At 56.4% G+C, this 21,711-nt stretch carries 24 protein-coding genes; 8 read left to right on the plus strand and 16 right to left on the minus strand.

The features are described from left to right. Positions 1-96: 96 nt before the first annotated feature. From hflX to trpS, 9 genes are all read right to left on the minus strand, one after another. Positions 97-1,419, minus strand: coding sequence for a ribosome rescue GTPase HflX (gene hflX / locus HNEAP_RS10015; protein WP_012824866.1), 1,323 nt, complete (start codon positions 1,417-1,419; stop codon positions 97-99). Then, a complete protein-coding gene (gene hfq, locus HNEAP_RS10020; RefSeq protein WP_012824867.1) occupies positions 1,419-1,697 on the minus strand; it encodes an RNA chaperone Hfq in 279 nt (92 codons plus the stop codon). Before hfq ends, hflX begins: the two co-directional genes overlap by 1 nt. Before the next feature lie 197 nt (positions 1,698-1,894). Continuing rightward, positions 1,895-2,872, minus strand: coding sequence for a tRNA (adenosine(37)-N6)-dimethylallyltransferase MiaA (gene miaA / locus HNEAP_RS10025; protein WP_012824868.1), 978 nt, complete (start codon positions 2,870-2,872; stop codon positions 1,895-1,897). After that, positions 2,872-4,725, minus strand: coding sequence for a DNA mismatch repair endonuclease MutL (gene mutL, locus HNEAP_RS10030; RefSeq protein ID WP_012824869.1), 1,854 nt, complete (start codon positions 4,723-4,725; stop codon positions 2,872-2,874). Before mutL ends, miaA begins: the two co-directional genes overlap by 1 nt. A 265-nt stretch (positions 4,726-4,990) precedes the next feature. Beyond that, positions 4,991-6,211, minus strand: coding sequence for an N-acetylmuramoyl-L-alanine amidase (locus HNEAP_RS10035; protein ID WP_012824870.1), 1,221 nt, complete (start codon positions 6,209-6,211; stop codon positions 4,991-4,993). Positions 6,212-6,460: 249 nt separating this feature from the next. Next, a complete protein-coding gene (locus HNEAP_RS10040) occupies positions 6,461-6,664 on the minus strand; it encodes a hypothetical protein (protein ID WP_012824871.1) in 204 nt (67 codons plus the stop codon). A 39-nt stretch (positions 6,665-6,703) separates the two neighbouring features. Continuing rightward, positions 6,704-7,231 (minus strand): tRNA (adenosine(37)-N6)-threonylcarbamoyltransferase complex ATPase subunit type 1 TsaE, encoded by a 528-nt coding sequence (tsaE, locus tag HNEAP_RS10045; protein ID WP_012824872.1) that lies wholly within the window; start codon positions 7,229-7,231, stop codon positions 6,704-6,706. Between the two features lie 36 nt (positions 7,232-7,267). Continuing rightward, positions 7,268-8,830 carry a bifunctional ADP-dependent NAD(P)H-hydrate dehydratase/NAD(P)H-hydrate epimerase gene (locus HNEAP_RS10050; RefSeq protein WP_012824873.1) on the minus strand — a complete coding sequence of 521 codons (1,563 nt, stop codon included), beginning with the start codon at positions 8,828-8,830 and terminating at the stop codon, positions 7,268-7,270. A gap of 9 nt (positions 8,831-8,839) precedes the next feature. Continuing rightward, positions 8,840-9,850, minus strand: a complete 1,011-nt coding sequence (trpS, locus tag HNEAP_RS10055; RefSeq protein WP_012824874.1) for a tryptophan--tRNA ligase — start codon at positions 9,848-9,850, stop codon at positions 8,840-8,842. A 215-nt stretch (positions 9,851-10,065) separates the two neighbouring features. Between trpS and rpmB the strand changes: the two genes are divergently transcribed. The 5 genes from rpmB (at position 10,066) to HNEAP_RS10080 (ending at position 12,643) form a co-directional block, all read left to right on the plus strand. Then, complete coding sequence (rpmB, locus tag HNEAP_RS10060) at positions 10,066-10,302, plus strand: 50S ribosomal protein L28 (RefSeq protein ID WP_012824875.1); 237 nt, start codon at positions 10,066-10,068, stop codon at positions 10,300-10,302. 52 nt (positions 10,303-10,354) lie between these two features. Beyond that, positions 10,355-10,510: a 50S ribosomal protein L33 gene (gene rpmG, locus HNEAP_RS10065; RefSeq protein ID WP_012824876.1), complete on the plus strand. Its 156-nt coding sequence runs from the start codon at positions 10,355-10,357 to the stop codon at positions 10,508-10,510. Positions 10,511-10,634: 124 nt separating this feature from the next. After that, a complete protein-coding gene (gene mutM, locus HNEAP_RS10070) occupies positions 10,635-11,480 on the plus strand; it encodes a bifunctional DNA-formamidopyrimidine glycosylase/DNA-(apurinic or apyrimidinic site) lyase (RefSeq protein WP_012824877.1) in 846 nt (281 codons plus the stop codon). 92 nt (positions 11,481-11,572) lie between these two features. Then, positions 11,573-11,845: a 30S ribosomal protein S20 gene (rpsT, locus tag HNEAP_RS10075; RefSeq protein ID WP_012824878.1), complete on the plus strand. Its 273-nt coding sequence runs from the start codon at positions 11,573-11,575 to the stop codon at positions 11,843-11,845. Positions 11,846-12,013: 168 nt separating this feature from the next. After that, positions 12,014-12,643 (plus strand): 2OG-Fe(II) oxygenase, encoded by a 630-nt coding sequence (locus HNEAP_RS10080; RefSeq protein ID WP_012824879.1) that lies wholly within the window; start codon positions 12,014-12,016, stop codon positions 12,641-12,643. 254 nt (positions 12,644-12,897) lie between these two features. Here HNEAP_RS10080 and pyrE read toward each other — a convergent pair whose 3' ends face one another. Both pyrE and clpB read right to left on the minus strand, forming a co-directional pair. After that, a complete protein-coding gene (gene pyrE / locus HNEAP_RS10085; RefSeq protein WP_041601029.1) occupies positions 12,898-13,545 on the minus strand; it encodes an orotate phosphoribosyltransferase in 648 nt (215 codons plus the stop codon). A gap of 151 nt (positions 13,546-13,696) precedes the next feature. Next, positions 13,697-16,279, minus strand: coding sequence for an ATP-dependent chaperone ClpB (gene clpB / locus HNEAP_RS10090; protein ID WP_012824881.1), 2,583 nt, complete (start codon positions 16,277-16,279; stop codon positions 13,697-13,699). A 296-nt stretch (positions 16,280-16,575) separates the two neighbouring features. On the opposite strand from clpB, the gene HNEAP_RS10100 reads away from it, so the two are divergent. Then, positions 16,576-16,968, plus strand: coding sequence for a DUF6858 family protein (locus HNEAP_RS10100; RefSeq protein ID WP_012824882.1), 393 nt, complete (start codon positions 16,576-16,578; stop codon positions 16,966-16,968). A gap of 118 nt (positions 16,969-17,086) precedes the next feature. Beyond that, entirely contained in the window at positions 17,087-17,224 is a 138-nt protein-coding gene (locus tag HNEAP_RS12745) for a hypothetical protein (protein WP_155802522.1), read from the plus strand. 91 nt (positions 17,225-17,315) lie between these two features. Here the strand turns inward: HNEAP_RS12745 and HNEAP_RS10105 are convergent, their stop codons facing one another. After that, positions 17,316-18,176 carry a UDP-2,3-diacylglucosamine diphosphatase gene (locus tag HNEAP_RS10105; protein WP_012824883.1) on the minus strand — a complete coding sequence of 287 codons (861 nt, stop codon included), beginning with the start codon at positions 18,174-18,176 and terminating at the stop codon, positions 17,316-17,318. Positions 18,177-18,459: 283 nt separating this feature from the next. On the opposite strand from HNEAP_RS10105, the gene HNEAP_RS10110 reads away from it, so the two are divergent. Further along, entirely contained in the window at positions 18,460-18,756 is a 297-nt protein-coding gene (locus HNEAP_RS10110; protein ID WP_049772527.1) for a DsrE family protein, read from the plus strand. A 9-nt stretch (positions 18,757-18,765) separates the two neighbouring features. Here HNEAP_RS10110 and def read toward each other — a convergent pair whose 3' ends face one another. The 4 genes from def to rluD are packed head-to-tail and all read right to left on the minus strand — an operon-like array spanning position 18,766 to position 21,625. Next, on the minus strand, positions 18,766-19,266 hold the full coding sequence (gene def / locus HNEAP_RS10115; protein ID WP_012824884.1) for a peptide deformylase: 501 nt from the start codon (positions 19,264-19,266) through the stop codon (positions 18,766-18,768). Positions 19,267-19,268: 2 nt separating this feature from the next. Continuing rightward, the gene (locus HNEAP_RS10120; RefSeq protein WP_041601032.1) at positions 19,269-19,793 is read right to left on the minus strand and encodes a glycine cleavage system transcriptional repressor; all 525 of its coding nucleotides are present in this window, start codon (positions 19,791-19,793) and stop codon (positions 19,269-19,271) included. A gap of 39 nt (positions 19,794-19,832) precedes the next feature. After that, positions 19,833-20,597 carry a peptidoglycan editing factor PgeF gene (gene pgeF / locus HNEAP_RS10125; RefSeq protein ID WP_012824886.1) on the minus strand — a complete coding sequence of 255 codons (765 nt, stop codon included), beginning with the start codon at positions 20,595-20,597 and terminating at the stop codon, positions 19,833-19,835. Between the two features lie 5 nt (positions 20,598-20,602). Further along, positions 20,603-21,625 carry a 23S rRNA pseudouridine(1911/1915/1917) synthase RluD gene (gene rluD / locus HNEAP_RS10130; protein ID WP_012824887.1) on the minus strand — a complete coding sequence of 341 codons (1,023 nt, stop codon included), beginning with the start codon at positions 21,623-21,625 and terminating at the stop codon, positions 20,603-20,605. Between the last annotated feature and the right edge of the window lie 86 nt (positions 21,626-21,711).

Here is a 21,711-nt window from a genome sequence, read left to right on the forward strand (position 1 = left end):
GACGCATAAGTTTAGTGATGGCATGCATAAGTCGCAAGTCAAACGGCCAAATTCACCGTCGACACGACTCGGCACCCGACGCCAAACACCTCGAAACTAGGCAGGCGCCGCCAAACAAGCCTCAAGTTCGGGATGATGCTTTCGCCACTGAGCCCAACGCGCTTCCGTAAGCGAGAGCGTCAATTGCCAACCGGGTTGCGGCATCTCGTCATGCATACGGTCGTCCTGCCAGTGCTCGGTGACGATGGCACCCTCGTTCAGCCAGCGGGCGCGTAAACCACCGAGGCTTGCGGGGAGAAACAAGTTGATAATAGTCCGCGTCGGGCGCAGGCGCTCGCCCAGCGCTTGTCGCAATAAATCCATGCCCGCACCGGATTGCGCCGACATCCAAACCCGGTCGATCTCACCTGCTTCATTGCGGCTGATCTCAGGCGCTCGATCTTCGAGTTGATCGATCTTGTTCATTACCGTGAGCCGCGGCAATGTATCGGCACCGATTTCCTTGAGCACGACCTCGACATCCGTCATTTGACGGTCCCGCTCTGGGCTGGCCGCGTCAACCACATGAATCAGCAGATCGGCTTCGAGCGTTTCCTCCAAGGTGGAGCGAAACGCGGTGACGAGTTCATGCGGCAAATGTCGAATAAATCCCACGGTATCGGCCAGAACCATCGGTTCGCCCGGCGCAAACTCAAGCCGTCGCAAGGTGGTGTCCAGCGTGGCAAAAAGTTGATCGGCCGCGAATGTGCCCGCCTCTGTGAGCGCGTTGAACAGCGTGGACTTACCGGCATTGGTATATCCGACCAGCGATACCATCGGTACTTGGGATTTTTGCCTTGTTTTACGGCCTTCCTGACGTTGGCGCCGCACTTTGGCGATGCGATCCTGCAACTGCTTGATGCGGTCGTGGATCAGGCGTCGATCCATTTCGAGCTGGGTTTCGCCCGGCCCCCGCAGACCAATCGAACCGCCGCGCTGACGCTCAAGGTGGGTCCAACCGCGCACGAGTCGGGTGGAAAGATGCTTGAGCTGCGCCAACTCAACCTGCAACTTGCCTTCATGCGACCGCGCACGCTGGGAGAAAATATCCAGAATCAAACCGGTGCGATCCAGCACACGACAGTGCAGCACCGATTCCAGATTGCGTTCCTGCGAGGGCGACAGTTGGGCATTGACCACCACGAGATCGGCTTCTGTCGATTTGACGAGATCAGCCAGCTCTTCGGCCTTGCCTTTGCCGATGTATAACCGAGGGTCGGGGGCTTCGCGACTGGCCAGACATTCCCCGAGAATTTCGGCGCCGGCCGAATCCACGAGTTCGCGAAACTCATCGAGATCTTCCGCGCGGCTTTGCTGACGGGAAGCGACGTGAAGCAGGACGGCGCGTTCGCCGCCCTCATGCCGTTCAAAAAATTGCATTAAGGTGCTTCGTCTCCTGCTGGCTCTTCTTTTGATGCGGGTTTGCCGCCGAACTCATCGTCAAAATCGATGTGAATTTCACGGGTGGGCACAATGGTGCTGATCGCGTGCTTGTACACCAATTGGCTCACATTGTTCTTGAGCAGCACGACAAAATTATCGAACGAATCGATTTGCCCCTGGAGCTTGATACCGTTGCGCAGGTAAATGGACACAGGCACATGCTCGCGTCGCAAGGCATTCAGATAGGGTTCTTGGAGTGATTGGGCTTTTGCCATTTTATTTTCCTCAATTGTAATTGGCAGCTTCCGATGCAAAACGCGCGGGCTCATCATTGATTTCATGATCATCCGGGCCCGCTTGAGACGATAGATCGACGGCACTTGCATCAGAGGGAAAGCGTACCACGACGACGTGATTTCCATTCGATTAGATGAGAACGAATGATGAGGTGCTCGCCTCAGATTCCTGGCGATCAACCAAGTTCCGCAGTACAAATGATTTCTTCAAGCGCAGACATTAGTGCACCTCGCTCTTCTGTCGGGTAGAACTGCGTTTGCGTCTGGCCTCGCATCCAGGTGACCTGACGCTTGGCCAGTTGACGGGTGGCCGTAATCGCACGTTGCCGCATCTCATCATAGTCCACTGTGCCGTCGAGATAATCCCAAACTTGACGATAACCAACCGCCCGAATCGAAGGCATTCCGGGATGCAGGTCCCCGCGCGCGCGCAAGGCCGCCACTTCATCCACGAAACCTGCTGCCAGCATCTCATCGAACCGATGCGCCATCGCCTCGCGCGCATGGGCACGGGATGCGGGCCACAACCCAAAACGATGCACAGCCCGACCGAGCAACGGCGATACCGGCGGATGCTCACGCTGCCACCGGCTCAGGGAACGACCAGTCGAACGAAACACTTCAACGGCGCGACCGATCCGCTGCGGATCGTTCGGATGAACCCGCGCCGCAACCTGTGGATCGAACGACTGGAGTTGTGCGTGCAGCGCGGGCCACCCCAAACGCGCCGCCTCGGCCTGAACTTCAGCGCGCACGGCGGGATCGGTCGACGGCAGCTGCGAAATGCCATCAAGCAACGCCTGAAAGTACATCATGGTACCGCCCACCAGCAAAGGCACCTTACCCGCTGCCTCGGCTCGCTCGATCGCTGCCAGCGCATCGCGACAAAACGCACTGACCGAATAGGTCTCAGCAGGATCGCAAATATCCACCAGTTCGTGCGGCAACTGCGCCATCACTGCAGGTTCCGGCTTGGCGGAGCCAATATTCATGTCGCGGTAAATCATCACGGAATCGACACTGATTATCTGCACGGGATATTGCGCAGCCAATTCAAGCGCCACGGCCGTTTTCCCCGAAGCCGTAGGGCCCAATAGGGCGAGAACCGGTTTTTGCCCCAGCTCTGCATCGTGTGGGGTGGACGTTGCCTGCATTACTGCCCCCGCATGAACAGTCGATCGAGATCGGTCATCGAAAGCTGTCGCCAAGTGGGTCGGCCATGATTGCACTGGTCGGCCCGCTCGGTGCGCTCCATGTCGCGCAGCAAGGCATCCATTTCCGGGCGGGCCAGGATGCGATTGGCGCGCACTGAACCGTGGCAGGCCATGCGCGACAACACGGCATTGATCGGCTCGGTCAGCACGGCCTGAGGTTGCCCCCAGTCCGGTTCCTCTTCGCTTAACGCAGACAAAAGTGCACGGGCCAGCGCTTCGGCATCGGCATGACGCAACAGGGCAGCCAGGGCGGTCACGCGCACGCGGGTCGGCGCCACCCGTGCCAGCACGACGCCCAAACGGGCGAAAGCCTCGGCCTGCGCTTCATATTGCTCCGCTTCGGACTCCGTCACGGCAAATGTCACCGGCAGCAATAATGGCTGGATGGTCATCTGCTGGGCGGCATAGGCCGCTTTCAATCGCTCGTAGGTGATGCGCTCCGCCGCGGCATGGGCATCGACGATCACCAGCCCCTGCGCGTTCTGCGCCAGAATGTACACACCGTGCAGATGCGCCACTGCATAGCCCAAGGGCGGCATGTCCTGTGTGGGTTGCTGTGCCTGAGAAGGCTCTTGAACCGATGACAGGCACGCATCAACCAATTGCGGCGCTGCGGCGCTCGCGGCGAGCAGGTTCAAATACCCCTGAACAGAAGAAGACGGCGCAGAAGAAGGCATTGATGCCGTGCCTGACCAGCCATCCACCCGCTCGCCTCGCCCCATTCCCGCATCGAACGCGGGAGCGCCACGACTCGCCTGCTCGACACCCGATTCTTGCTGCGCTCCCGCCACGGCACCCTGAGCCAGCGCCCGATGGATTTCGCGGAAAATAAAATCCTGCACGGCGCGTGCATCACGGAAACGAACTTCCGCCTTGGTCGGATGAACATTGACATCGACCGCGCGCGGTTCGAGATCGAGCGCCAGCACATAAGCCGGCTGCCGAGCGTGGTGGAGCACGTCGGCGTAAGCGCGTCGGATGGCGAAGCCAATCAGCCGATCGCGGACGATACGGCCATTGACAAAAAACAACTGCTGATCGGTTGTCGAACGGGCATAGGCCGGGTCGGCCACCCAGCCGCTCAGACTCAAGCCCGATGCCGCGGAATCAATCCGTCGAGCTCGGTTGAGAAACTCCGCGCCGAGCAATGCCTCGATACGTGCGGGCATCTGCTCCGCCAACTGTGCGCGAGGAAGTGGCGAGAGTTCGAATACGAGCCGCCCCTGATGCGTCAGTGAAAACCCGATTCCGGGATGGGCCAGCGCGAATCGACGCATGAGCTGGTCGATCTGGGAAAATTCGGTACGCTCGGTGCGCAGGAATTTACGGCGCGCCGGGGTGTTGTAGAACAAATCAGCCACTGTGACCGTGGTTCCGACCGGATGAGCGGTCGGGCGACATTCCAGCGATTCATTGGGGCTTAGAATCCAACCATGTGCATCGCGCTCGCGACGAGAAGACACGCTGACTTGCGCGATCGAGGCGATACTCGCCAGTGCTTCACCCCGAAAGCCCATGGTCGCCACCGATTCGAGTTCATCGAGCGATCGGATTTTACTGGTGGCGTGGGCGGCGAAGGCCAAGGGCAAGTCCTCCTCGGACATGCCGCTACCATCATCGCGCACTTCAATCAGCCGAGAACCGGCTTCTTCGATACGGACGTCGATTCGCCGGGCACCCGCATCAATGGCGTTCTCAACCAACTCCTTGACAACGGAAGCCGGGCGCTCGACCACTTCACCAGCAGCGATCTGGTTGACCAATTCCGGCGGTAATTGAGCGATATGGGGCATGGGTGTCCGCTTGAGTTCAGGATCGATCTAGCCGCAGTATTTTCGCCCGTTGCGGCTGAAAACTCAAAGAACCGGCGTTTATGGACAACTCTCAGATAGCTTTTGACGCGCTTTTTAGGCGCAAGGACAGGATCGCCGATGAGATGGCCCAATGCCCAGATCTTGTCCCCATGAAGGAAGGGCTTTGCCTAATCATGCCGAAATCGGTTTGATTAGGTTGATCCTTTTGATGACTGCCCGAACCTGTGGCCCCGGCTATGCACGACTAGAGCATGGCGTAGCGCGTGCCTTCGGGCGCACGCTCGGCATAGTAGGTATTGATGCCGTCAAGAATCGAGCGCGCAATCTCTTTCTGGTAAGCCGCCGTTCTCAGACGCGCTTCTTCCTGTGGATTGCTGATAAAGGCACTTTCAACAAGGATCGAAGGGATGTCGGGCGATTTGAGCACAACAAAACCGGCCTGCTGCACACGGCGGGAATGCAGATCGGTAATATCGCCAATCTGGCCCAATACCCGATGGCCAAAATCGAGACTGTTCTCCAGCGTTTTGGTCTGCGAAAGATCCAACAATACGGAAGCCACATCCTGATCGTGATCGGAAATGGAAGCGCCGCCCACGAAGTCGGCCTCGTTTTCACGATTCGCCATCCAGCGCGCCGCTTCGGAAGTCGCCCCGTGTTGACTCAAACAGAATACCGACGCGCCCCGCGCCGAGGTGACCCGAAACGCATCCGAATGCACGGAAATAAACAGATCGGCCTTGGCGTTGCGCGCAATGGCCGTCCGTCCGCGTAGATGGATGAATTTATCCGAATCGCGCGTCATCACCGGCTTCAAGCCAGGTGTAGCGGCCACCATATCCCGCAGGCGTCGGCCGATATCCAGCGCAATATGCTTTTCCTTGGTGCCCCGATGACCGATCGCACCCGGATCCTTGCCGCCATGCCCCGGATCAATGGCGATCACGAGGTCGCGGAACGTACTTTGGGTCTGGATTTTCGGCTTGCTATCCGGATCGGCCACATCACGGGCGACGAGCGTGGTCGCCTTGTCATGCGGCAGATCGACCACCAGTCGATACCCCTGACCATCCCCCGGCGGGAGCAGAATAAGACGGGGATTTACCGGCGCCTTGAGATCAAAGACGATGCGCAGGTTATAGCCATCGCGAACCCCGACACGCACGTCGCTGACAATCGAGCCAGCAGGCGCAGGAGGAATATTGACTCGATTCATCTCGGTCTGCGTCAAGTCCACAACAAGCCGCGACGGGTTATCCAATGTGAAGGATTTATAATCCAACGGCCCATTCACGCCGAAAACATAACGCGTGTAATCCGCGTGCCGGTAGTTTGTCGCGGTATTGATCAACCGGGCAGCAAGCACTTTATCCGGGGCGACCAAGCCAAAAACAGCGGAACTGGAGCCCAGCACGGCCCCCAGAAACTTCCGCCGATCCCAAGGATTCGAGGAATTATCAAACATGATTCGCCCCTCATCAGTATCTTTAACGCATAAAACCACTGAGCAGATCGCTCAAGAGTTACCGATTGCATTCTGCGCCTGTTGAAAAAAAATTCAAGCTTTCTAATTAGATAGAGAGTTATCCTAAAGCGGAATATAGAAAAAACCGGAACAGCATGTCGGGGGGATAAAAAAAGAAAGCACTACATATTGTGCTTTTGCAAAAAGACAACGCGTAACAAACTTATCCGGAATTTTTTTATCTCGCCGTCAAAGGCGGATGAAATAAGGCACAGCGGTCAGCGCGAGGCCGATCAGAACAAGCGCATAGACGTTGCTGATGAAGAAAGGGTAAATGGATAGAGCCAGCCCGACGACCAGAGGGACCACCGCTTTCTGCTGTTTGGCGTACACCAGAAAGCCGATTCCAATCGAACCGAACAACAACCCCCAAAGTAATACAGCCTGATTCATGATCACCTCCGTTGAAACCCCATCACTGCCCGTCTCGTGTCACCGAATTCGGTTTCGACAAGCGGAAAGCCAATGGATTCCTTCGGGTGTATTCGCATGCAACCGAACCGTACGCTGAACGGGTGATTGCTCAACGGTTTCGAGCTGAATGAGCAAATCTGCGGCTGGTAGTTCACCCGCCCCCCGCTCCGGCCACTCGATCAACAACAAAGCCTGCTCGAATTCATCCCGCAACCCCAGATCGTCCAACTCTTCCGGCACGGCCAGTCGATACAAATCCAGATGCAAGACACGCCGTGCTGGAAGATCAGCCATCGCAATATCGTAGGGTTCGATCAAGGTATAGGTCGGACTGCGTACGGGGCCGGTCACGCCCATCTGCCGCAGAAAAGCGCGAGAAAAAGTGGTCTTGCCCGCACCAAGATGGCCTTGCAAGAAAACAAGCCCCGTCAAAGGCGCTGTGTCCGCTAGGGCAGCAGCAAGTGCCGTTACAGCCGATTCGTCCAGATTTGCAGCGTAAAAATCTGCAGCGGACGCGTTTTGCGAATCAGGTTTGATTTCACTCATAATTTGCCTCGAGAACAAAGGCCGCGTGCACCGAACTCATCGCCACAACGACACGTTCGCAGGTGGCAGTGTCACCCGATCATTGGCCAGACCGTTTGCCCGACCATTTACAACAGCGCGGATCGGCTCGAACAGATCGGATGCCACGGCACCCCAGGCACCCGATTGCTCGGCCAATAGCTCCCCGGCTAGGGCATGCCAACACACGGCACGGGGCAGCGCTTCCGATGGAACAATACCCAACGCCAGCAAACCACCGATCATACCGGCGAGGACATCACCGCTTCCAGCCGTTGCCAGAGCGGGACTGCCTCGACCACACACGCGCAGTTCATCGGGCAAGAAGAGCACGCTGCCCGCACCTTTGAGCACACCCAGCATACCGAAACGATCGCGTAGCGCTCGCGCCGCCGCCAACCGATCCTGCTCGATCTCGGCTACCGTGCAGCCGAGCAAACGCGCCGCTTCGCCGGGATGCGGTGTCATTATTCTCAATGAATTCATAGCCGCGCTTGGCGGCAGAAAACCCAGTCCATCGGCATCAATTATCAAAGGCAATTGAGTTGACAGAACACGAGCAGCCATCTGCTTGGCCCAGTCATCGCGCCCCAACCCCGGCCCGAGCACAATGGCATCGGCTTGCGCCAGAAGCTCATCCAGCAAGGTTGCCGCGTCGAGGCCGTGCACAATCAACTCAGGACGACCAATCGCCAATGTAGCCGCGTGTTCGGGGTGCGTCGCCACAATCACTTTGCCTGCCCCGATCCTTAGCGCTGCTTCGGCCGCCATACGTGCGGCGCCCATCATGCCGCGATTACCCGCCACAATCAGTACGGTTCCGAATCGCCCCTTGTGACCATCGCGCGGCTTAGGCGGAAACGATTCCGCGCCCAACACAAGCTGAACATCTGGCGTTTGCTTCTTAGGCGGATCCTTCCTGGGTGGAATACCTAAATTGGCCAACACGATGCGGCCACTCACCGCAGGACCACGACCGGTGACCAAGCCGATCTTCATCGCAAGAAAACAAACGGTGACATCGGCTTGAACCACAGGGCCGGCCGAGCCGGTATCAGCAATCAAGCCCGAAGGCAGATCGGCAGCCAGTACAGCGGCGCCGTCGTGACGGGATGCGTAGACGTACTCGATCCAACCTGTAGCCTCGGCATTGAGCGGACGAGAGGGCGACAAACCAATCCCAAAACCGGCATCGACAATCACATCAAAGTCATCCTGAGCGACGACCTTGCCCCACTCATGAATGACGACGACATCGGAGCACGCGGTTTTCAATTCCAGCCAAGCTCGATGCGCCGCACCGTGCAACTGCTCCGGCCGACACCACCCAAACAAAGTAACGCGAAACCCTTCGGCTCGCGCCAAGCGCGCCAGAACGAGGCCATCGCCCGCATTTTGACCAGAGCCCAGCAGCACACCGACCCTTCGGGCATCCGGCCATGTCGTTTGCATTACCGAAAACAACGCCGCACCTGCACGCGCCATCAACTGCTCAGCCGTTTCGCCACCATCAAATACCGCCTGCTCCAGCGCGCGGATTTGCTCAGACGTATAAAGTGGCAAAGGCGGCTGCATCTTCATAATCAAGCTTCAGCGGCGCGGCAGAAAGCCGTGCACGTCAAAGGCCCGCTGCAAGGTCGGCTCCGCACGGGCCCGCGCACGGGCGGCGCCATCGGCGAGGATGCGATCGAGTGCCGCTTCATCGGCACGCAGTTCATGGAAACGAGCCTGTATCGGCTCCAGAAAGGCGATCACCGCCTCGGCAGTCTGAACCTTCAACGTGCCGTAACCCTGCCCGTCCAACCGGGTTTCCAGATCGGGAATGGATTCGCCGGAGAAAATAGAAAACAAGGTCAGCAGGTTAGAAACACCGGGCTTGTTTTCCACATCAAAACGAATGGCCGTGTCCGAGTCAGTCACCGCGCGTTTGAATTTTTTCAGAATCGTTTTGGGTTCGTCCAACAGGCCGACATAACTCAATTCGCTCGGGTCCGACTTGGACATCTTTTTGGTTGGCTCCTGCAACGACATGATGCGTGCGCCCGTGTCGGGAATGAACGGTTCAGGCACCGTAAATACGCCCCCATAAATGTGATTGAATCGAATCGCCAGATCGCGGGTAAGCTCCAGATGTTGCTTTTGATCGGCGCCCACGGGTACGTGCGTCGCCTGATAGAGCAAAATATCCGCCGCCATCAACACAGGGTAATCGAACAAGCCCACATTGATCACCGCCCCTGCGCGCGTGGACTTATCCTTGAACTGGGTCATCCGTTCCAACTCGCCCATATTCGTATAGCAGTTGAGCAACCAACCGAGTTCCGCATGAGCAGAAACATGGGACTGCACGAAAATCGTATTTTTCTGGGGATCGAGCCCGCAAGCCAGATAAAGCGCCACGAAGTCGTAACAGCGCGCACGAAAGACCGCTGGGTCCTGCCGAACGGTAATGGCGTGCAGATCCACCAACATGAAAAGTGAATCATGGGTATCCTGCATCGCCACCCAGTTGCGCATCGCCCCCACATAATGACTGATCAATAATTGGCCGGAAGGCTGAATCCCCGAAAGGACAATGGGTCGTTTGGCAGCAGAAGTCATGGGTTACTCGGTCAAAATCATCTAAAAGGGCGCCAATCATAACAAATCCGCATACGCTGCCAGAGCAATCAGCATACGCGATTATAAAATTCGCATATCTTGGGCTTGTCACTCATCGGGAATTCCGCTAGTATCTCGCGCCTTAAATGATATTGATCAACGTATAATCAGCGGAAATATAGCGTCCGCCCTCTATTCGCTTTTAGGAGAATCCCATGGCCCGAGTCTGCCAAGTCACCGGCAAACGTCCTGCCGTTGGCAACAACGTATCGCACGCGAACAACAAAACTCGTCGTCGTTTCCTGCCCAACCTGCACCACAAGCGGTTCTGGGTTGAAAGCGAAGGTCGTTTCGTGACCCTGCGCGTATCGACCAACGCCATCCGTACCATTGATAAAGTGGGCATCGAAAGCGTTCTGGCCGACCTGCGCGCTCGCGGCGAAAAAGTATAACCAAGCACACCCTATCCACCCTTAACTCGGTGGATTGAAAGGAAGAAATATCATGCGTGATAAAATCAAACTCGTATCCAGCGCAGGCACTGGTCACTTCTACACCACGACCAAGAACAAGCGCACCATGCCCGAGAAACTGGAATTGAAAAAATTCGATCCGGTTGTTCGCCAGCACGTGATTTACAAAGAAGCCAAGATCAAGTAAGCCATCCGGCCGTTCAGCGCCCCAAGGGGCATCCTGAACAAGTCGATGATGCACCTGGCAAATCAGAACCCGCCCAACCTCGTTGTGGCGGGTTTTTTGACTAGCAACTTCAAATAACAACCTCATGCCAGAATTACCCGAAGTCGAAACCACCCGCCGAGGGCTCGAACCCCATCTGCTCGGGCAGCGGATTACGAGTGCAACCGTATTCGACTCCCGACTGCGCTGGCGCGTGCGTGATGATCTTGCAGCATGGCTCGAAGGTCGCCTAATCATCGCCGTCTCACGGCGATCGAAATACCTATTACTGCACTTTGAAAACGGTGAGCGCCTACTGATTCATCTGGGTATGTCCGGCAGTCTGCGTATCGTGACGCCCGATATACCGCGCAGAAAACATGACCACGTCGAGATCTGTATCAATAGCAGTAAGAATCTGCGTTTCCACGATCCGCGACGATTCGGCGCGCTGTTGACCGATCATGAACAAGCCCCCCACATCCGACTGCAAAATCTAGGCCCCGAGCCACTCTCTGACGCATTCGACACCCATTATCTCGGCACTCAGCTACACAAGCGCAAACAAGCCATCAAACCCTGCCTGATGAATGCCGCGATTGTCGTTGGCGTCGGGAACATCTACGCGAACGAGGTGCTCTTTTTGTCCGGCATCCACCCCGCAACACCGGCCCACACGCTCGATCACAACCAAATCAATCTTCTCGTTACGGCCATCAAGAATGTACTGGCCCGAGCCATTGAACAGGGCGGCACCACGCTCAGAGATTTTGTCCGCGAAGACGGGCAACCGGGCTATTTCAAACAAACTCTGAACGTTTATGACCGGGCGGATCAACCCTGTCGGGTTTGCAGCACCCCAATCGTTAAAACCGTGCAGGCGCAGCGCGCCACTTATTACTGCCCTGTGTGCCAGCCGCCATTGGCAGATCGCTCCGGCCAGCGCACTTGACATTTGGCTGGCTTATGGCAGAATCACGCGCCTTGAAAAATATAACTGATTTAGTTATTCACATTAACCGACTTGCTCGAGGAGTTTGATCCGTGGCAAATACCGCACAAGCCAAGAAGCGCGTTCGTCAGGCGGAACAAGCCCGTCAACGCAACATGGCGCTTCGCACCCGTGTTCGTACCGAATACAAAAAAGTTTTGAAAGCCGTTGCAACCGGCAACGCTGAACAAGCTAAAACCGCCTACCAAAGCGCCCAGCCTGTCATCGACAGCATGGTCAACAAAGGTATTCTGGCAAAAAACACAGCCGCTCGCCGCAAATCAACGCTGGTCGCGCGCATCAAATCAATGTCTGCTGCTGCCTGATTCGGCACACAGCAATGTGTTTGAAAGCCCCGCGCCATGCGGGGTTTTTTATTGCCCGATACCGAAAACAGGCCCTATCTTTACAAACGTTCTACACCCGTCATGGCGGGCCTGAACCGATCGCAGCAGGTACAATCGAAATCAGCTCATATCACAGGAGAGTTGCGAATGGATCTGATAGATCGTTATCAAAATGCGGGCTTCGAAGCGGTGGCCGACGGGGTGATGGATTTCTTTGATCGCAGAGAAGATTTGCAACGGCCCGGCGTGGCCTTTGGTTCGGGCGGCGCGGGCGCGCCACCGGCTAAAGTGTCAACCGACATCAGCATGGTTGCGTTCAGCCGCACCGACTCCGAAGCCCAAGCGATAGCCGATGTCATCATGCGCGGGGTTACTGCGGGGCTGGATCGTTACATACAACAGCGGCCAAAATTCCGGGAAGTTTGCCCGGATCAAACCTTGTTTGTGATGCCGATATTCAATCTGCAACGCTACGCGCCGGGCGAGGGTTTCAGCCAGTGGCACTGCGACTGGACAATCAGCGACGAAGCCACTGAACCGGCCCATCGGGTTCTGGCGTGGATTCTCTACTGCGATACCGTGCCGCAAGCGGGTACAGAATTTTACTGGCAAGAGCACCATGAACCCGCCGAGCGGGGCAAGCTTGTGATCTTCCCGGCTGGCCCATCACATATTCATCGCGGGCGGGTGAATAACGAGCTGAGCAAAACCATCGCCACCGGCTGGATCAACGCGGGTTCGCGCGAAGGGTTTATGGCACGTTTAACGGGTGGCTAACAAAACCCAGAAAAAGATGTGCTGGCAAGTGCGGCGTACTCTCGAACAGCGAGTACAATTCGTTAAATCCCCCCCCATCCCCCCTTTTCAAAGGGGGGAGAATCGACCCCTTATTTTTAAACGTGTGGGCTTCCCTATTTGCAAAAAGGGGGGTGAATCAGCCTCTTCTTTTTGAACGTCTGGGCTCCCCCCCTCCTTTATAAAAAGGAGAGTGAGGGGAATTTAAGCGGGTTTTTATATTCGTGCAGACTTTCCTAACCGATTGCGCCATATTCCTTTCGATAGGCACTCATGACTTCACTGGCATCAACCAAAGTGGCGTGATCGGCGCAAAAGGCAATCAAATTATCAAGACTAGCGATGGTAATCACCTCAAGCCCATAATCACGCTTGAGTTCGCCGATGGCAGATAGCGCGGTTTGCCCGCGCTCTTGTCGATCCATCATCACGCTTACACCCACTGCGGTGGCGCCCGCCGCCTTGATCAAACCCAGTGATTCTCGAATAGCGGTACCGGCGGTAATCACATCGTCGATAATCAGCACACGACCGGCCAGCGGCGCGCCGACCAGGCTTCCGCCTTCGCCATGATCTTTGGCTTCTTTACGATTGAACACCCAAGGGATGTCTCGCCCCGTTTTTTCTGCCAGCGCGATGCTGGTCGCCGCTGCCAGCGGGATCCCTTTGTAGGCGGGGCCGAAGATTACGTCGAACTCAATTTCTGAGGCCAAAATCGCTTCAGCGTAAAACTGGCCGATGGCACCCAAAGCCGCGCCGGTTGAAAAAGCGCCCGCATTGAAAAAGTACGGGCTGCTGCGACCGGACTTGAGCGTGAATTGGCCAAATTTGAGCGCATCGTGATCGAGCGCGAATTGAATGAATTGCTGGCGATAATCGGACACGGCGAATCCTTGAAGTAGAAACAAAAAATCTACGGGGATTTTGCCAGAAATACCTTCAGCGATGGGTATCGCGAACAGAAAAACGCGCATAACAAAAACGCCCGTCACAATGGACAGGCGTTTTATCGCTCTTGCGTGGCCTATTTGGGCATTAGTTGTTCAGCACCAAGCTTCCTTCTTTGGCATCAACAACGATGGCATCACCGGGCATGAATTCTCCCTTGAGAATCGCTTGCGCGAGGGTATTCTCCAGTTTTTGCTGAATGGCGCGTTTGAGTGGCCGCGCGCCATACACCGGATCGAAACCGGCCTCGCCCAGCAGATCAAGTGCCTGGATCGTGAGTTCAATCTGCAAATCACGCTCCGCCAGCCGTTTACGCAGAAAGTCAATCTGGATGTCCACAATCTGGCGAATCTGTTCACGACCCAGCGGATGGAATACCACCACCTCATCGATGCGGTTAATGAACTCGGGCCTAAAGTGCCCGCCGACAACCTCCAACACAGCGGTTTTCATTGCGTCGTAATCGTTCGTTTCCGCCATTTCCTGAATCAGATGCGAGCCTAAGTTGGAGGTCATCACAATCACGGTATTGCGAAAATCCACCGTGCGCCCTTGCCCATCGGTCAAACGGCCATCATCGAGCACCTGAAGCAACACGTTGAACACATCTGGGTGCGCCTTTTCGACTTCATCGAGCAGGATCACGCTGTACGGCTTGCGGCGAATGGCCTCGGTGAGATAACCGCCTTCCTCGTAGCCAACATAACCCGGCGGCGCACCGATCAAGCGGGCGACCGAATGCTTCTCCATGAACTCGCTCATGTCGATGCGCACCATGGATTCCTCGGTGTCGAATAGAAAATTTGCCAAGGCTTTGGTCAGTTCGGTTTTGCCCACGCCGGTCGGCCCGAGGAACAAGAACGAACCATTGGGCCGATTCGGGTCGGACAAGCCCGCCCGTGAACGACGAATCGCATCGGCCACAGATTTGACTGCTTCATCCTGCCCGACCACGCGGGTAGCCAGCGCCTCTTCCATGCGCAAGAGTTTGTCTTTTTCGCCTTCGAGCATTTTGGCAACCGGAATGCCCGTCGCCCGCGCCACGACTTCGGCAATTTCTTCTTCGCCGACTTTGTTGCGCAGTAATCGAGGCGTCGTTTCGGTTTGTTCAGCCGATTGCGCTTGCTGCAACTGGCGCTCAAGCTCTGGAATACGGCCATATTGCAATTCAGACATCCGCGCCAGATCACCCGCCCGGCGCGCGGTTTCAAAATCGATGCGCGCATGATCGAGCTGCTCTTTCACCTTCGCACTGCCCTCGACCATCAGCTTTTCAGCCTTCCAGATTTCTTCCAGTTCGCTGTATTCACGGCCGAGGCGGTCAATTTGCTCTTCCAAATCGGCCAAGCGCTTGAGACTGGCCTCATCTTTTTCTTTCTTGAGCGCGACCTGCTCTATTTTGAGTTGAATCAAGCGTCGCTCCAGCCGATCCATCTCCTCCGGCTTGGAATCGATCTCCATGCGTAGACGCGAGGCGGCCTCATCGATCAGATCAATGGCTTTGTCCGGCAATTGGCGGTCGGTGACATAACGGTGGGAAAGTGTCGCCGCGGCCACGATGGCCGGATCGGTGATTTCTACCCCATGGTGGACTTCGTAGCGCTCTTTCAGGCCGCGCAGAATGGCGATGGTGTCTTCCACGCTCGGCTCATCGACCAGCACTTTCTGGAACCGTCGTTCGAGGGCGGCGTCTTTTTCGATGTATTGGCGGTATTCATCCAGGGTGGTCGCGCCGATGCAGTGCAGCTCGCCACGCGCTAGGGCGGGTTTGAGCATATTGCCTGCATCCATCGCGCCATCGGATTTGCCTGCACCGACCATGGTATGAATTTCGTCGATGAACAAAATCACGCGGCCTTCCTGCTTGGCGACATCGTTCAATACGCCTTTGAGGCGTTCTTCGAAATCACCCCGGAATTTAGCACCGGCCAGCAACGCGCCCATGTCGAGCGAAAGCACACGCTTGTTCTTGAGGTTTTCCGGCACTTCACCGTTAACAATGCGCTGCGCCAGCCCTTCGACAATGGCGGTTTTGCCCACGCCCGGTTCACCAATCAACACTGGATTATTCTTGGTGCGGCGTTGCAAAACCTGAACCGCACGGCGGATTTCCTCATCGCGACCAATCACCGGATCGAGCTTGCCTGCTTCCGCCCGCGCGGTCAGATCGATACTGTATTTTTCGAGCGCCTGACGAGATTCTTCGGCGTTGGCATCGTTTACCGATTCGCCGCCGCGCAAGGTCTCGATTGCCTTTTCGACCGCACCCTTGCTCACGCCCGATTTACGCAGCAGCTCTCCCAGCGCGCCTTTATCTTCAGCGGCGGCCAGCACAAACAATTCGCTGGAAATGAACTGATCTTTGCGCTGTTGCGCCAGCTTGTCGGTCACGTTGAGCAGGCGGGAGAGATCGTTGGAAAGATGCACCTCGCCCGCCGCCGCGCCGGAAACCGCCGGCAAGTGATCAAGCAACTCGCCCAATTGGGAACGCAGCATCCCGATGTTCACGTCCGATTGGGTGAGCAGGTGCCGAACCGTGCCGCCTTCCTGATCGATCAGCGCCAAAAAAAGATGCGCGGGCTCGATGAACTGATGGTCCCGGCCCACGGCCAACGACTGTGCATCAGCCAATGCCATTTGAAATTTGGCGGTCAATTTATCCATTCGCATGCGTCAACCCTCTGAAATCATGTTTAATGTCGCTGATATGGCCGCGTTTTGCGCAAATTCAAGCGTTGTCCGTCCTCATTTTTCCTCAAGGAACGCTCATTTCAACCCATCGAAAAGATGCTCGCGTTGAAGCCAGGCAGCGCCCGTTGCAGCGAAAAATAAATCAGGACCAATTCGTTCGACGATGCACCCGAGACCGCATCTGATCAACCAAGCAAGATGCTCTGGTATTTTGCCGTCGCATTTATTATCATTATTTATACATGATAAATTTATCAACAGACGAGGCGATCACCATGCAACAAACCCACTTTGACGAAAAATACCCGGTCTATGAACTCACGCTCCCCAAAAGCGAGACAACAGCCGTCAGCGCGAGTGACATCATTTCGCGACTGAAGGCCAATGTGGACAGCAATCCCAGCGCGGCCTTCATCGGCCTGTTTGATCATTTCGCGCACACGAAGAATCTGCCGGAAGGCGAAATCGCCGATGGCATTCTGGCGGCTCAGCACATCATTTTCTGTTTTGGCATCAAACTGCCCGGCCCGCGCGTCATGGCCGTGCGACCCCGCTCCATTGGCGTGACCGAGTTTGCCGATCAGTTCGTGATTAATTTCATGGAACCGCCCATGCCGATGGCGACGAATGCCATGGAAAGCTGGGTGAATGCGCTGCGCGATCGTTGATCGCGCGCGCTGATCACAACCTAAAAAAAACCGGCGAGGCCCATGCCTCGCCGGTTTTTTTAGGCCCTGTTGGCTAGTGTACTGTTTCGCTCTTGGAGGTACTTTCAGAGCCCTCCGAATGCGTCAGGACAAGGCGCCGTGCGCAGGCAATGGCCCACACCCTTGGCAAGCACGGCAACGCCGTCATGGCGCATTCGGTGGTCTCCCTTCTGGCGAGCCGCTGGCCGATCATCTGAGGCGTTGCGCCCGCTTGTAAGGGGGGTGGCCCTTGCTGCGCGAGCGCGCCTTGCATCTAATCGGCCAGCGACTCGCTGAAAGCACCTCCAAGAACGAAACTGTACACTTGATCAGGAATGTACCGTCGTGGATTCCGCCGATTGTGATGGCTTCATCCGTGCGGCCGCCGTGACCGGTAGCGAGTGAATCAATGTCCGAACATCCAAGCGATCTGCACTTTCCTTCGCCCAATTTACAAGCTCCAGTGCTCCATTCGTCTGTTCGATGATAGCGGTGCAATGCTCGACCCAGTCGCCGGAGTTGGCGTACAGGATGGAGCCATCTTGACGCAGGTTAGCGTGATGAATGTGGCCGCACACGACGACGTCCACGTCTTGTTCGCGCGCGTGGCGAATCGCCGCGGTTTCGAATTTTTCGATGTAGGTCCGGGCATTGGGCACCTGATTCTTGATCGCGAGCGACAGCGACCAATAGCCTTTGCCCAGCAGGCGGCGAATGCGTGTGCTGATCCGGTTCAAGCCCATCAGCAACTCGTAACCGGCGTTGCCGATCCATTTAAGTACCCGACTGTGCCGCACGACACCATCAAACTCGTCCCCGTGGAGGATCAGCGCCTGACGCCCATCGGCCAGGGTGTGTCGGTATTCACGGTGAATCTGTACACCGCCGAGTTCGGAACCCAGATAATCCCGGAAAAATTCGTCGTGATTACCCGGCACAAAGACCACCTGCGTGCCTTGAGCGGCCAGCTCCATCACACGCTGCAACAACTGGGTATTGAGCAAAGGCCAGTGCCAGCGGCTGGTCTTCATCTTCCAGATATCGAAGATATCCCCGTTCAGAAAGAGATATTCGCAACGGATATGTGACAGGAAATCGAGCAGATATTCCGCCCGAGCATCCTTGGTGCCGAGATGAACATCGGAAATAAAAACACTGCGGTAGGACAGAAGGCCAGCATTCTGCGACATGAGTGATCACTCCAACCGTTGGATAATGAGCACATTTAGCCGCAGGCAGGTGACATAACGATGTGATTTTGATTTCAGTTTTCTTGCAATCGATAGATTCGGACCCGAACAACCGATCAGAAAAATTTGAATAAGGCAGAAACAATTCATTTCCGCCCAATCCGGTTGGGCATAGACTCAAAACTTTTATTTCGACCCCCCCGACAAGATCAACTCCGGCCTGTACTGGATTCGCTCACTCATCCAGCCGCTGATGGATTCTCCGTACAACGAAGCCCCGGAGATGATGAACATTGTTGTTGTGATTCACGGCACCGAGATCGTGACCCTGGCGAAGAAGAACTATCAGAAATACAAGGTTGCCGTTGATCGAATGAACTATTACCACCAGCTCGGTGTGCAATTTCATATCTGCGGGCTCGCGTTGCACGATTTCGACTACACGCCAGAGGACATGCAGGATTTCGTGAAAATCGTACCTTCTGCCTTTGCCGATCTGGCCGGTTTACAGCAAGAAGGTTACGCCCTGATCACGCCGCGCATCTTCACCAAGCAGGTGAATACCCAAGACATCAGATAAGGCGAGCAATCAAGTCGGGGTGCGCCGTTTGAGATCAGCGTGGCGGCTGACCAATCGATCGAGAAACAAAATCCCGTCCAGATGATCGACTTCATGCTGGGCGATGCGCGCCTCAAAGCCGGACATGGTGAACGTGCAGGGCTTGCCATTGCGATCTTGCGCCTTGAGTTCGATTTTCTCGGCACGTATGACCTTGCCGGTGTAATCGGGCACCGAAAGACAGCCTTCGCGGCCCACGGCGAAACCATCCCACGCGGTAATTTCCGGATTGATCAAAACCAGATGGCCGTGGTTATCGACGGGACGGCGCGCGCGGGTCGCATCGACAATGCAAATGCGCTGCAACACGCCAACCTGTGGGGCTGCGATGCCCACAGCACCCGGCCCGCCGGAACAGGTTTCGATTAAGTGATCGATGAACGATTGCATCTCGGGATTAAATGTGTCGACCGGTTCGCAACCCGTTTTCAATCGCTCGTCGGGATAAGTCAAAATTTCTAGGCTCGCCACCGTTACCCCCGAACCGTATCCAAGGGTGTGATACGAACAGATAGCTCCTGCACGCCCAACCCGGCGACAGCCTGTTCGATCGCATCAATGCCCTGACTTGCTTCACCCTCGATCTGCATGATGTAGATTGGCGCTGTGGCCGTACCCCCCACATCGGAGCGCAAATCAAGAATATTCAAGCCTGCTTCGGCCAATGCTGCGGTCACCTCGGCCACGATTCCGGCACGGTCGGCCCCATGTACGGTGACCAGAACATCCGGGGCAATCACCTGATGCAGCGCCGCATCGGTCTCGTCCACATGCAGCTTGAGGTGAAACTCAACCCGCACAGATTCGAGTAAACCGATCACGTCCTCGGGCGAGCCCGCTCCGCGCACCATCATCATGATGGCAAACTGATTCCCCAGACGCATCATCGAGGCTTCGCCAAGCTGCGCGCCCGCGGCGAACAATACTCGGGTCACATTCGCCACGATCCCGGGACGATCTTCGCCCACCAGGGTCAAAATCAACCATTTGTTTTGCATTACCTGTTCCATTATCCGTTCCTCTTCATCTGTTGACGCTCAATGGGCATCACGCCAAATCAGCGTCGCCATGCGCCCCGTCCGGCCGCCATCACGTCGGTAAGAATAAAACAGATCCGGCGAACGCACGGTACATAAATTACCGCCGCTAATCCGCTTCAAACCAGCGCGCCTCAGCCGTTGCCGTGCCAATGCGGGCAGATCAGCCAAATATTTTCCAGCTTCGCCCGTAGGTACAAATGCGGTTTGCGCTTCCGGTAAAACAGCCATGAATGCCGAACGTACTTCTTCGCCCACCTCGAAACTTTCCGGCCCGATGGCCGGCCCGATCCATGCCTGAATCGATTCGGGCGATGCCCTGAATCGGGCCAAGGTCGATTCCAAAACACCGGCAGCCAAGCCGCGCCAACCAGCATGAGCCACGGCCAGCTCAATCCCGTCTAGGCTGGCAAAGGTCACCGAAAGGCAATCGGCCGTGAGCACACTTAATACCACGCCGGGTTGATCGGTATAAGCCGCATCGGCTGTGGCGCAATCGCCAGAACAGGAAGTTGCGCTGCGTTCATCCGCCACAGCCACGCCGTGCACCTGATTCAACCACATTGGTTCGGAAGGCAAGGCGAGCGACACACACAACCGGGCACGATTCTCGGCGACCGCCACGGGGTCATCTTCCACATGGGTCGCCAGATTGAGATGATCGAACGGCGGATGGCTCACGCCACCGGAACGGGTGGTTACACAGGCATGAACGCCGGGTGGGGGCGTCCAGTCAGCCTTGATGATTTCCACCAGACGCCCCATGCCGATCAGCCATCATCTCGCACGTAAAACACTTCCGCTTCATCGCCATCGTCATCTTCTTCATCCGTCACACGACGATGCAGGTTATCGCGGTATTCGGTCAACAGGGCAATCAGTTCGCGCATATCGTCTGGCATCGGTGCCTCGAAGCGCATCTGTGTGCCGGTGACCGGATGCGCCAGCGTTAGGTATCGGGCATGCAAGGCCTGACGCTCGAAATGCCGCAGTACGTCGATCAGGGCGGTTGAAGCGCGCGGTGGTATTCGAGGGCGCCCACCGTAGACCGGATCGCCGATCACCGGATGACGAATATGCGCCATGTGGACGCGAATCTGATGGGTACGGCCGGTTTCCAGTTGCACGCGTAACCAGGTCTGCTCGCCGTAGTGCTGCAACACCCGATAGTGGGTGACGGCGCGCTTGCCGGTCGCCGTGACCGCCTGACGCTGACGGTCACGCGGATGACGCCCGATCGGCGCGTCCACCGTACCGCCCGCGACGACGTGCCCCATCACGACCGTGTCGTATTCACGCCGAATCTTACGCGCCGCCAGGTTCTCGACCAGAATTTTGTGCGCAGCCAGTGTCTTGGCAACCACCATCACGCCGGAGGTCTGTTTGTCCAGCCGATGCACCACGCCTGCGCGGGGCACGGAAACCAGACTCGGATCATGGAACAGCAGTGCGTTGACCAATGTGCCGTCCGGATTACCCGCCGCTGGATGCACCACGATATCCGGCGACTTGTTCAACACGATGATCGCGTCGTCTTCGTAAATGATATCGAGGGGAATATCCTGCGGCACGGCCGCTACCGCCTCCTCGATTTCGGCCAGAAGTTCAACCGACTCGCCCCCCAGAACCGTCGCACGCGGACGTGCCACCTCGCCATCCAGCAAAATCTCGCCGGACTTGATCCAGTCCTGAATCCGGCTTCGGGAATAATCCGGCCAGCATTTGGCCAGAGCCTGATCCAGCCGTTGGCCGGCACACTCGGGAGGGATCAGTAGGGTTTCTTCAAGATGCATGTCGGTTCCAAAAAATAATACGCCAATGGTGTCGATGGAAGATCGAACCGATTCAGAAAATCATTACTGCGATAACCCACACAGCC

The sequence above is a fragment of the Halothiobacillus neapolitanus c2 genome (assembly GCF_000024765.1).
GTDB lineage: Bacteria > Pseudomonadota > Gammaproteobacteria > Halothiobacillales > Halothiobacillaceae > Halothiobacillus > Halothiobacillus neapolitanus.

What these genes read in the sequence shown, in the direction of transcription:
- clpB (WP_012824881.1), bottom strand. Translation starts at nt 16,279, where the DNA reads ATGCGAATGGATAAATTGACCGCCAAATTTCAAATGGCATTGGCTGAT.
- HNEAP_RS10050 (WP_012824873.1), bottom strand. Translation starts at nt 8,830, where the DNA reads ATGAAGATGCAGCCGCCTTTGCCACTTTATACGTCTGAGCAAATCCGC.
- rpmG (WP_012824876.1), top strand. Translation starts at nt 10,355, where the DNA reads ATGCGTGATAAAATCAAACTCGTATCCAGCGCAGGCACTGGTCACTTC.
- mutM (WP_012824877.1), top strand. Translation starts at nt 10,635, where the DNA reads ATGCCAGAATTACCCGAAGTCGAAACCACCCGCCGAGGGCTCGAACCC.
- HNEAP_RS10110 (WP_049772527.1), top strand. Translation starts at nt 18,460, where the DNA reads ATGATGAACATTGTTGTTGTGATTCACGGCACCGAGATCGTGACCCTG.
- HNEAP_RS10040 (WP_012824871.1), bottom strand. Translation starts at nt 6,664, where the DNA reads ATGAATCAGGCTGTATTACTTTGGGGGTTGTTGTTCGGTTCGATTGGA.
- pgeF (WP_012824886.1), bottom strand. Translation starts at nt 20,597, where the DNA reads ATGGGGCGTCTGGTGGAAATCATCAAGGCTGACTGGACGCCCCCACCC.
- HNEAP_RS10080 (WP_012824879.1), top strand. Translation starts at nt 12,014, where the DNA reads ATGGATCTGATAGATCGTTATCAAAATGCGGGCTTCGAAGCGGTGGCC.
- HNEAP_RS10035 (WP_012824870.1), bottom strand. Translation starts at nt 6,211, where the DNA reads ATGTTTGATAATTCCTCGAATCCTTGGGATCGGCGGAAGTTTCTGGGG.
- mutL (WP_012824869.1), bottom strand. Translation starts at nt 4,725, where the DNA reads ATGCCCCATATCGCTCAATTACCGCCGGAATTGGTCAACCAGATCGCT.
- rpmB (WP_012824875.1), top strand. Translation starts at nt 10,066, where the DNA reads ATGGCCCGAGTCTGCCAAGTCACCGGCAAACGTCCTGCCGTTGGCAAC.
- hflX (WP_012824866.1), bottom strand. Translation starts at nt 1,419, where the DNA reads ATGCAATTTTTTGAACGGCATGAGGGCGGCGAACGCGCCGTCCTGCTT.
- HNEAP_RS12745 (WP_155802522.1), top strand. Translation starts at nt 17,087, where the DNA reads ATGCGTCAGGACAAGGCGCCGTGCGCAGGCAATGGCCCACACCCTTGG.
- HNEAP_RS10100 (WP_012824882.1), top strand. Translation starts at nt 16,576, where the DNA reads ATGCAACAAACCCACTTTGACGAAAAATACCCGGTCTATGAACTCACG.
- HNEAP_RS10105 (WP_012824883.1), bottom strand. Translation starts at nt 18,176, where the DNA reads ATGTCGCAGAATGCTGGCCTTCTGTCCTACCGCAGTGTTTTTATTTCC.
- HNEAP_RS10120 (WP_041601032.1), bottom strand. Translation starts at nt 19,793, where the DNA reads ATGCAAAACAAATGGTTGATTTTGACCCTGGTGGGCGAAGATCGTCCC.
- hfq (WP_012824867.1), bottom strand. Translation starts at nt 1,697, where the DNA reads ATGGCAAAAGCCCAATCACTCCAAGAACCCTATCTGAATGCCTTGCGA.
- trpS (WP_012824874.1), bottom strand. Translation starts at nt 9,850, where the DNA reads ATGACTTCTGCTGCCAAACGACCCATTGTCCTTTCGGGGATTCAGCCT.
- miaA (WP_012824868.1), bottom strand. Translation starts at nt 2,872, where the DNA reads ATGCAGGCAACGTCCACCCCACACGATGCAGAGCTGGGGCAAAAACCG.
- tsaE (WP_012824872.1), bottom strand. Translation starts at nt 7,231, where the DNA reads ATGAGTGAAATCAAACCTGATTCGCAAAACGCGTCCGCTGCAGATTTT.
- rluD (WP_012824887.1), bottom strand. Translation starts at nt 21,625, where the DNA reads ATGCATCTTGAAGAAACCCTACTGATCCCTCCCGAGTGTGCCGGCCAA.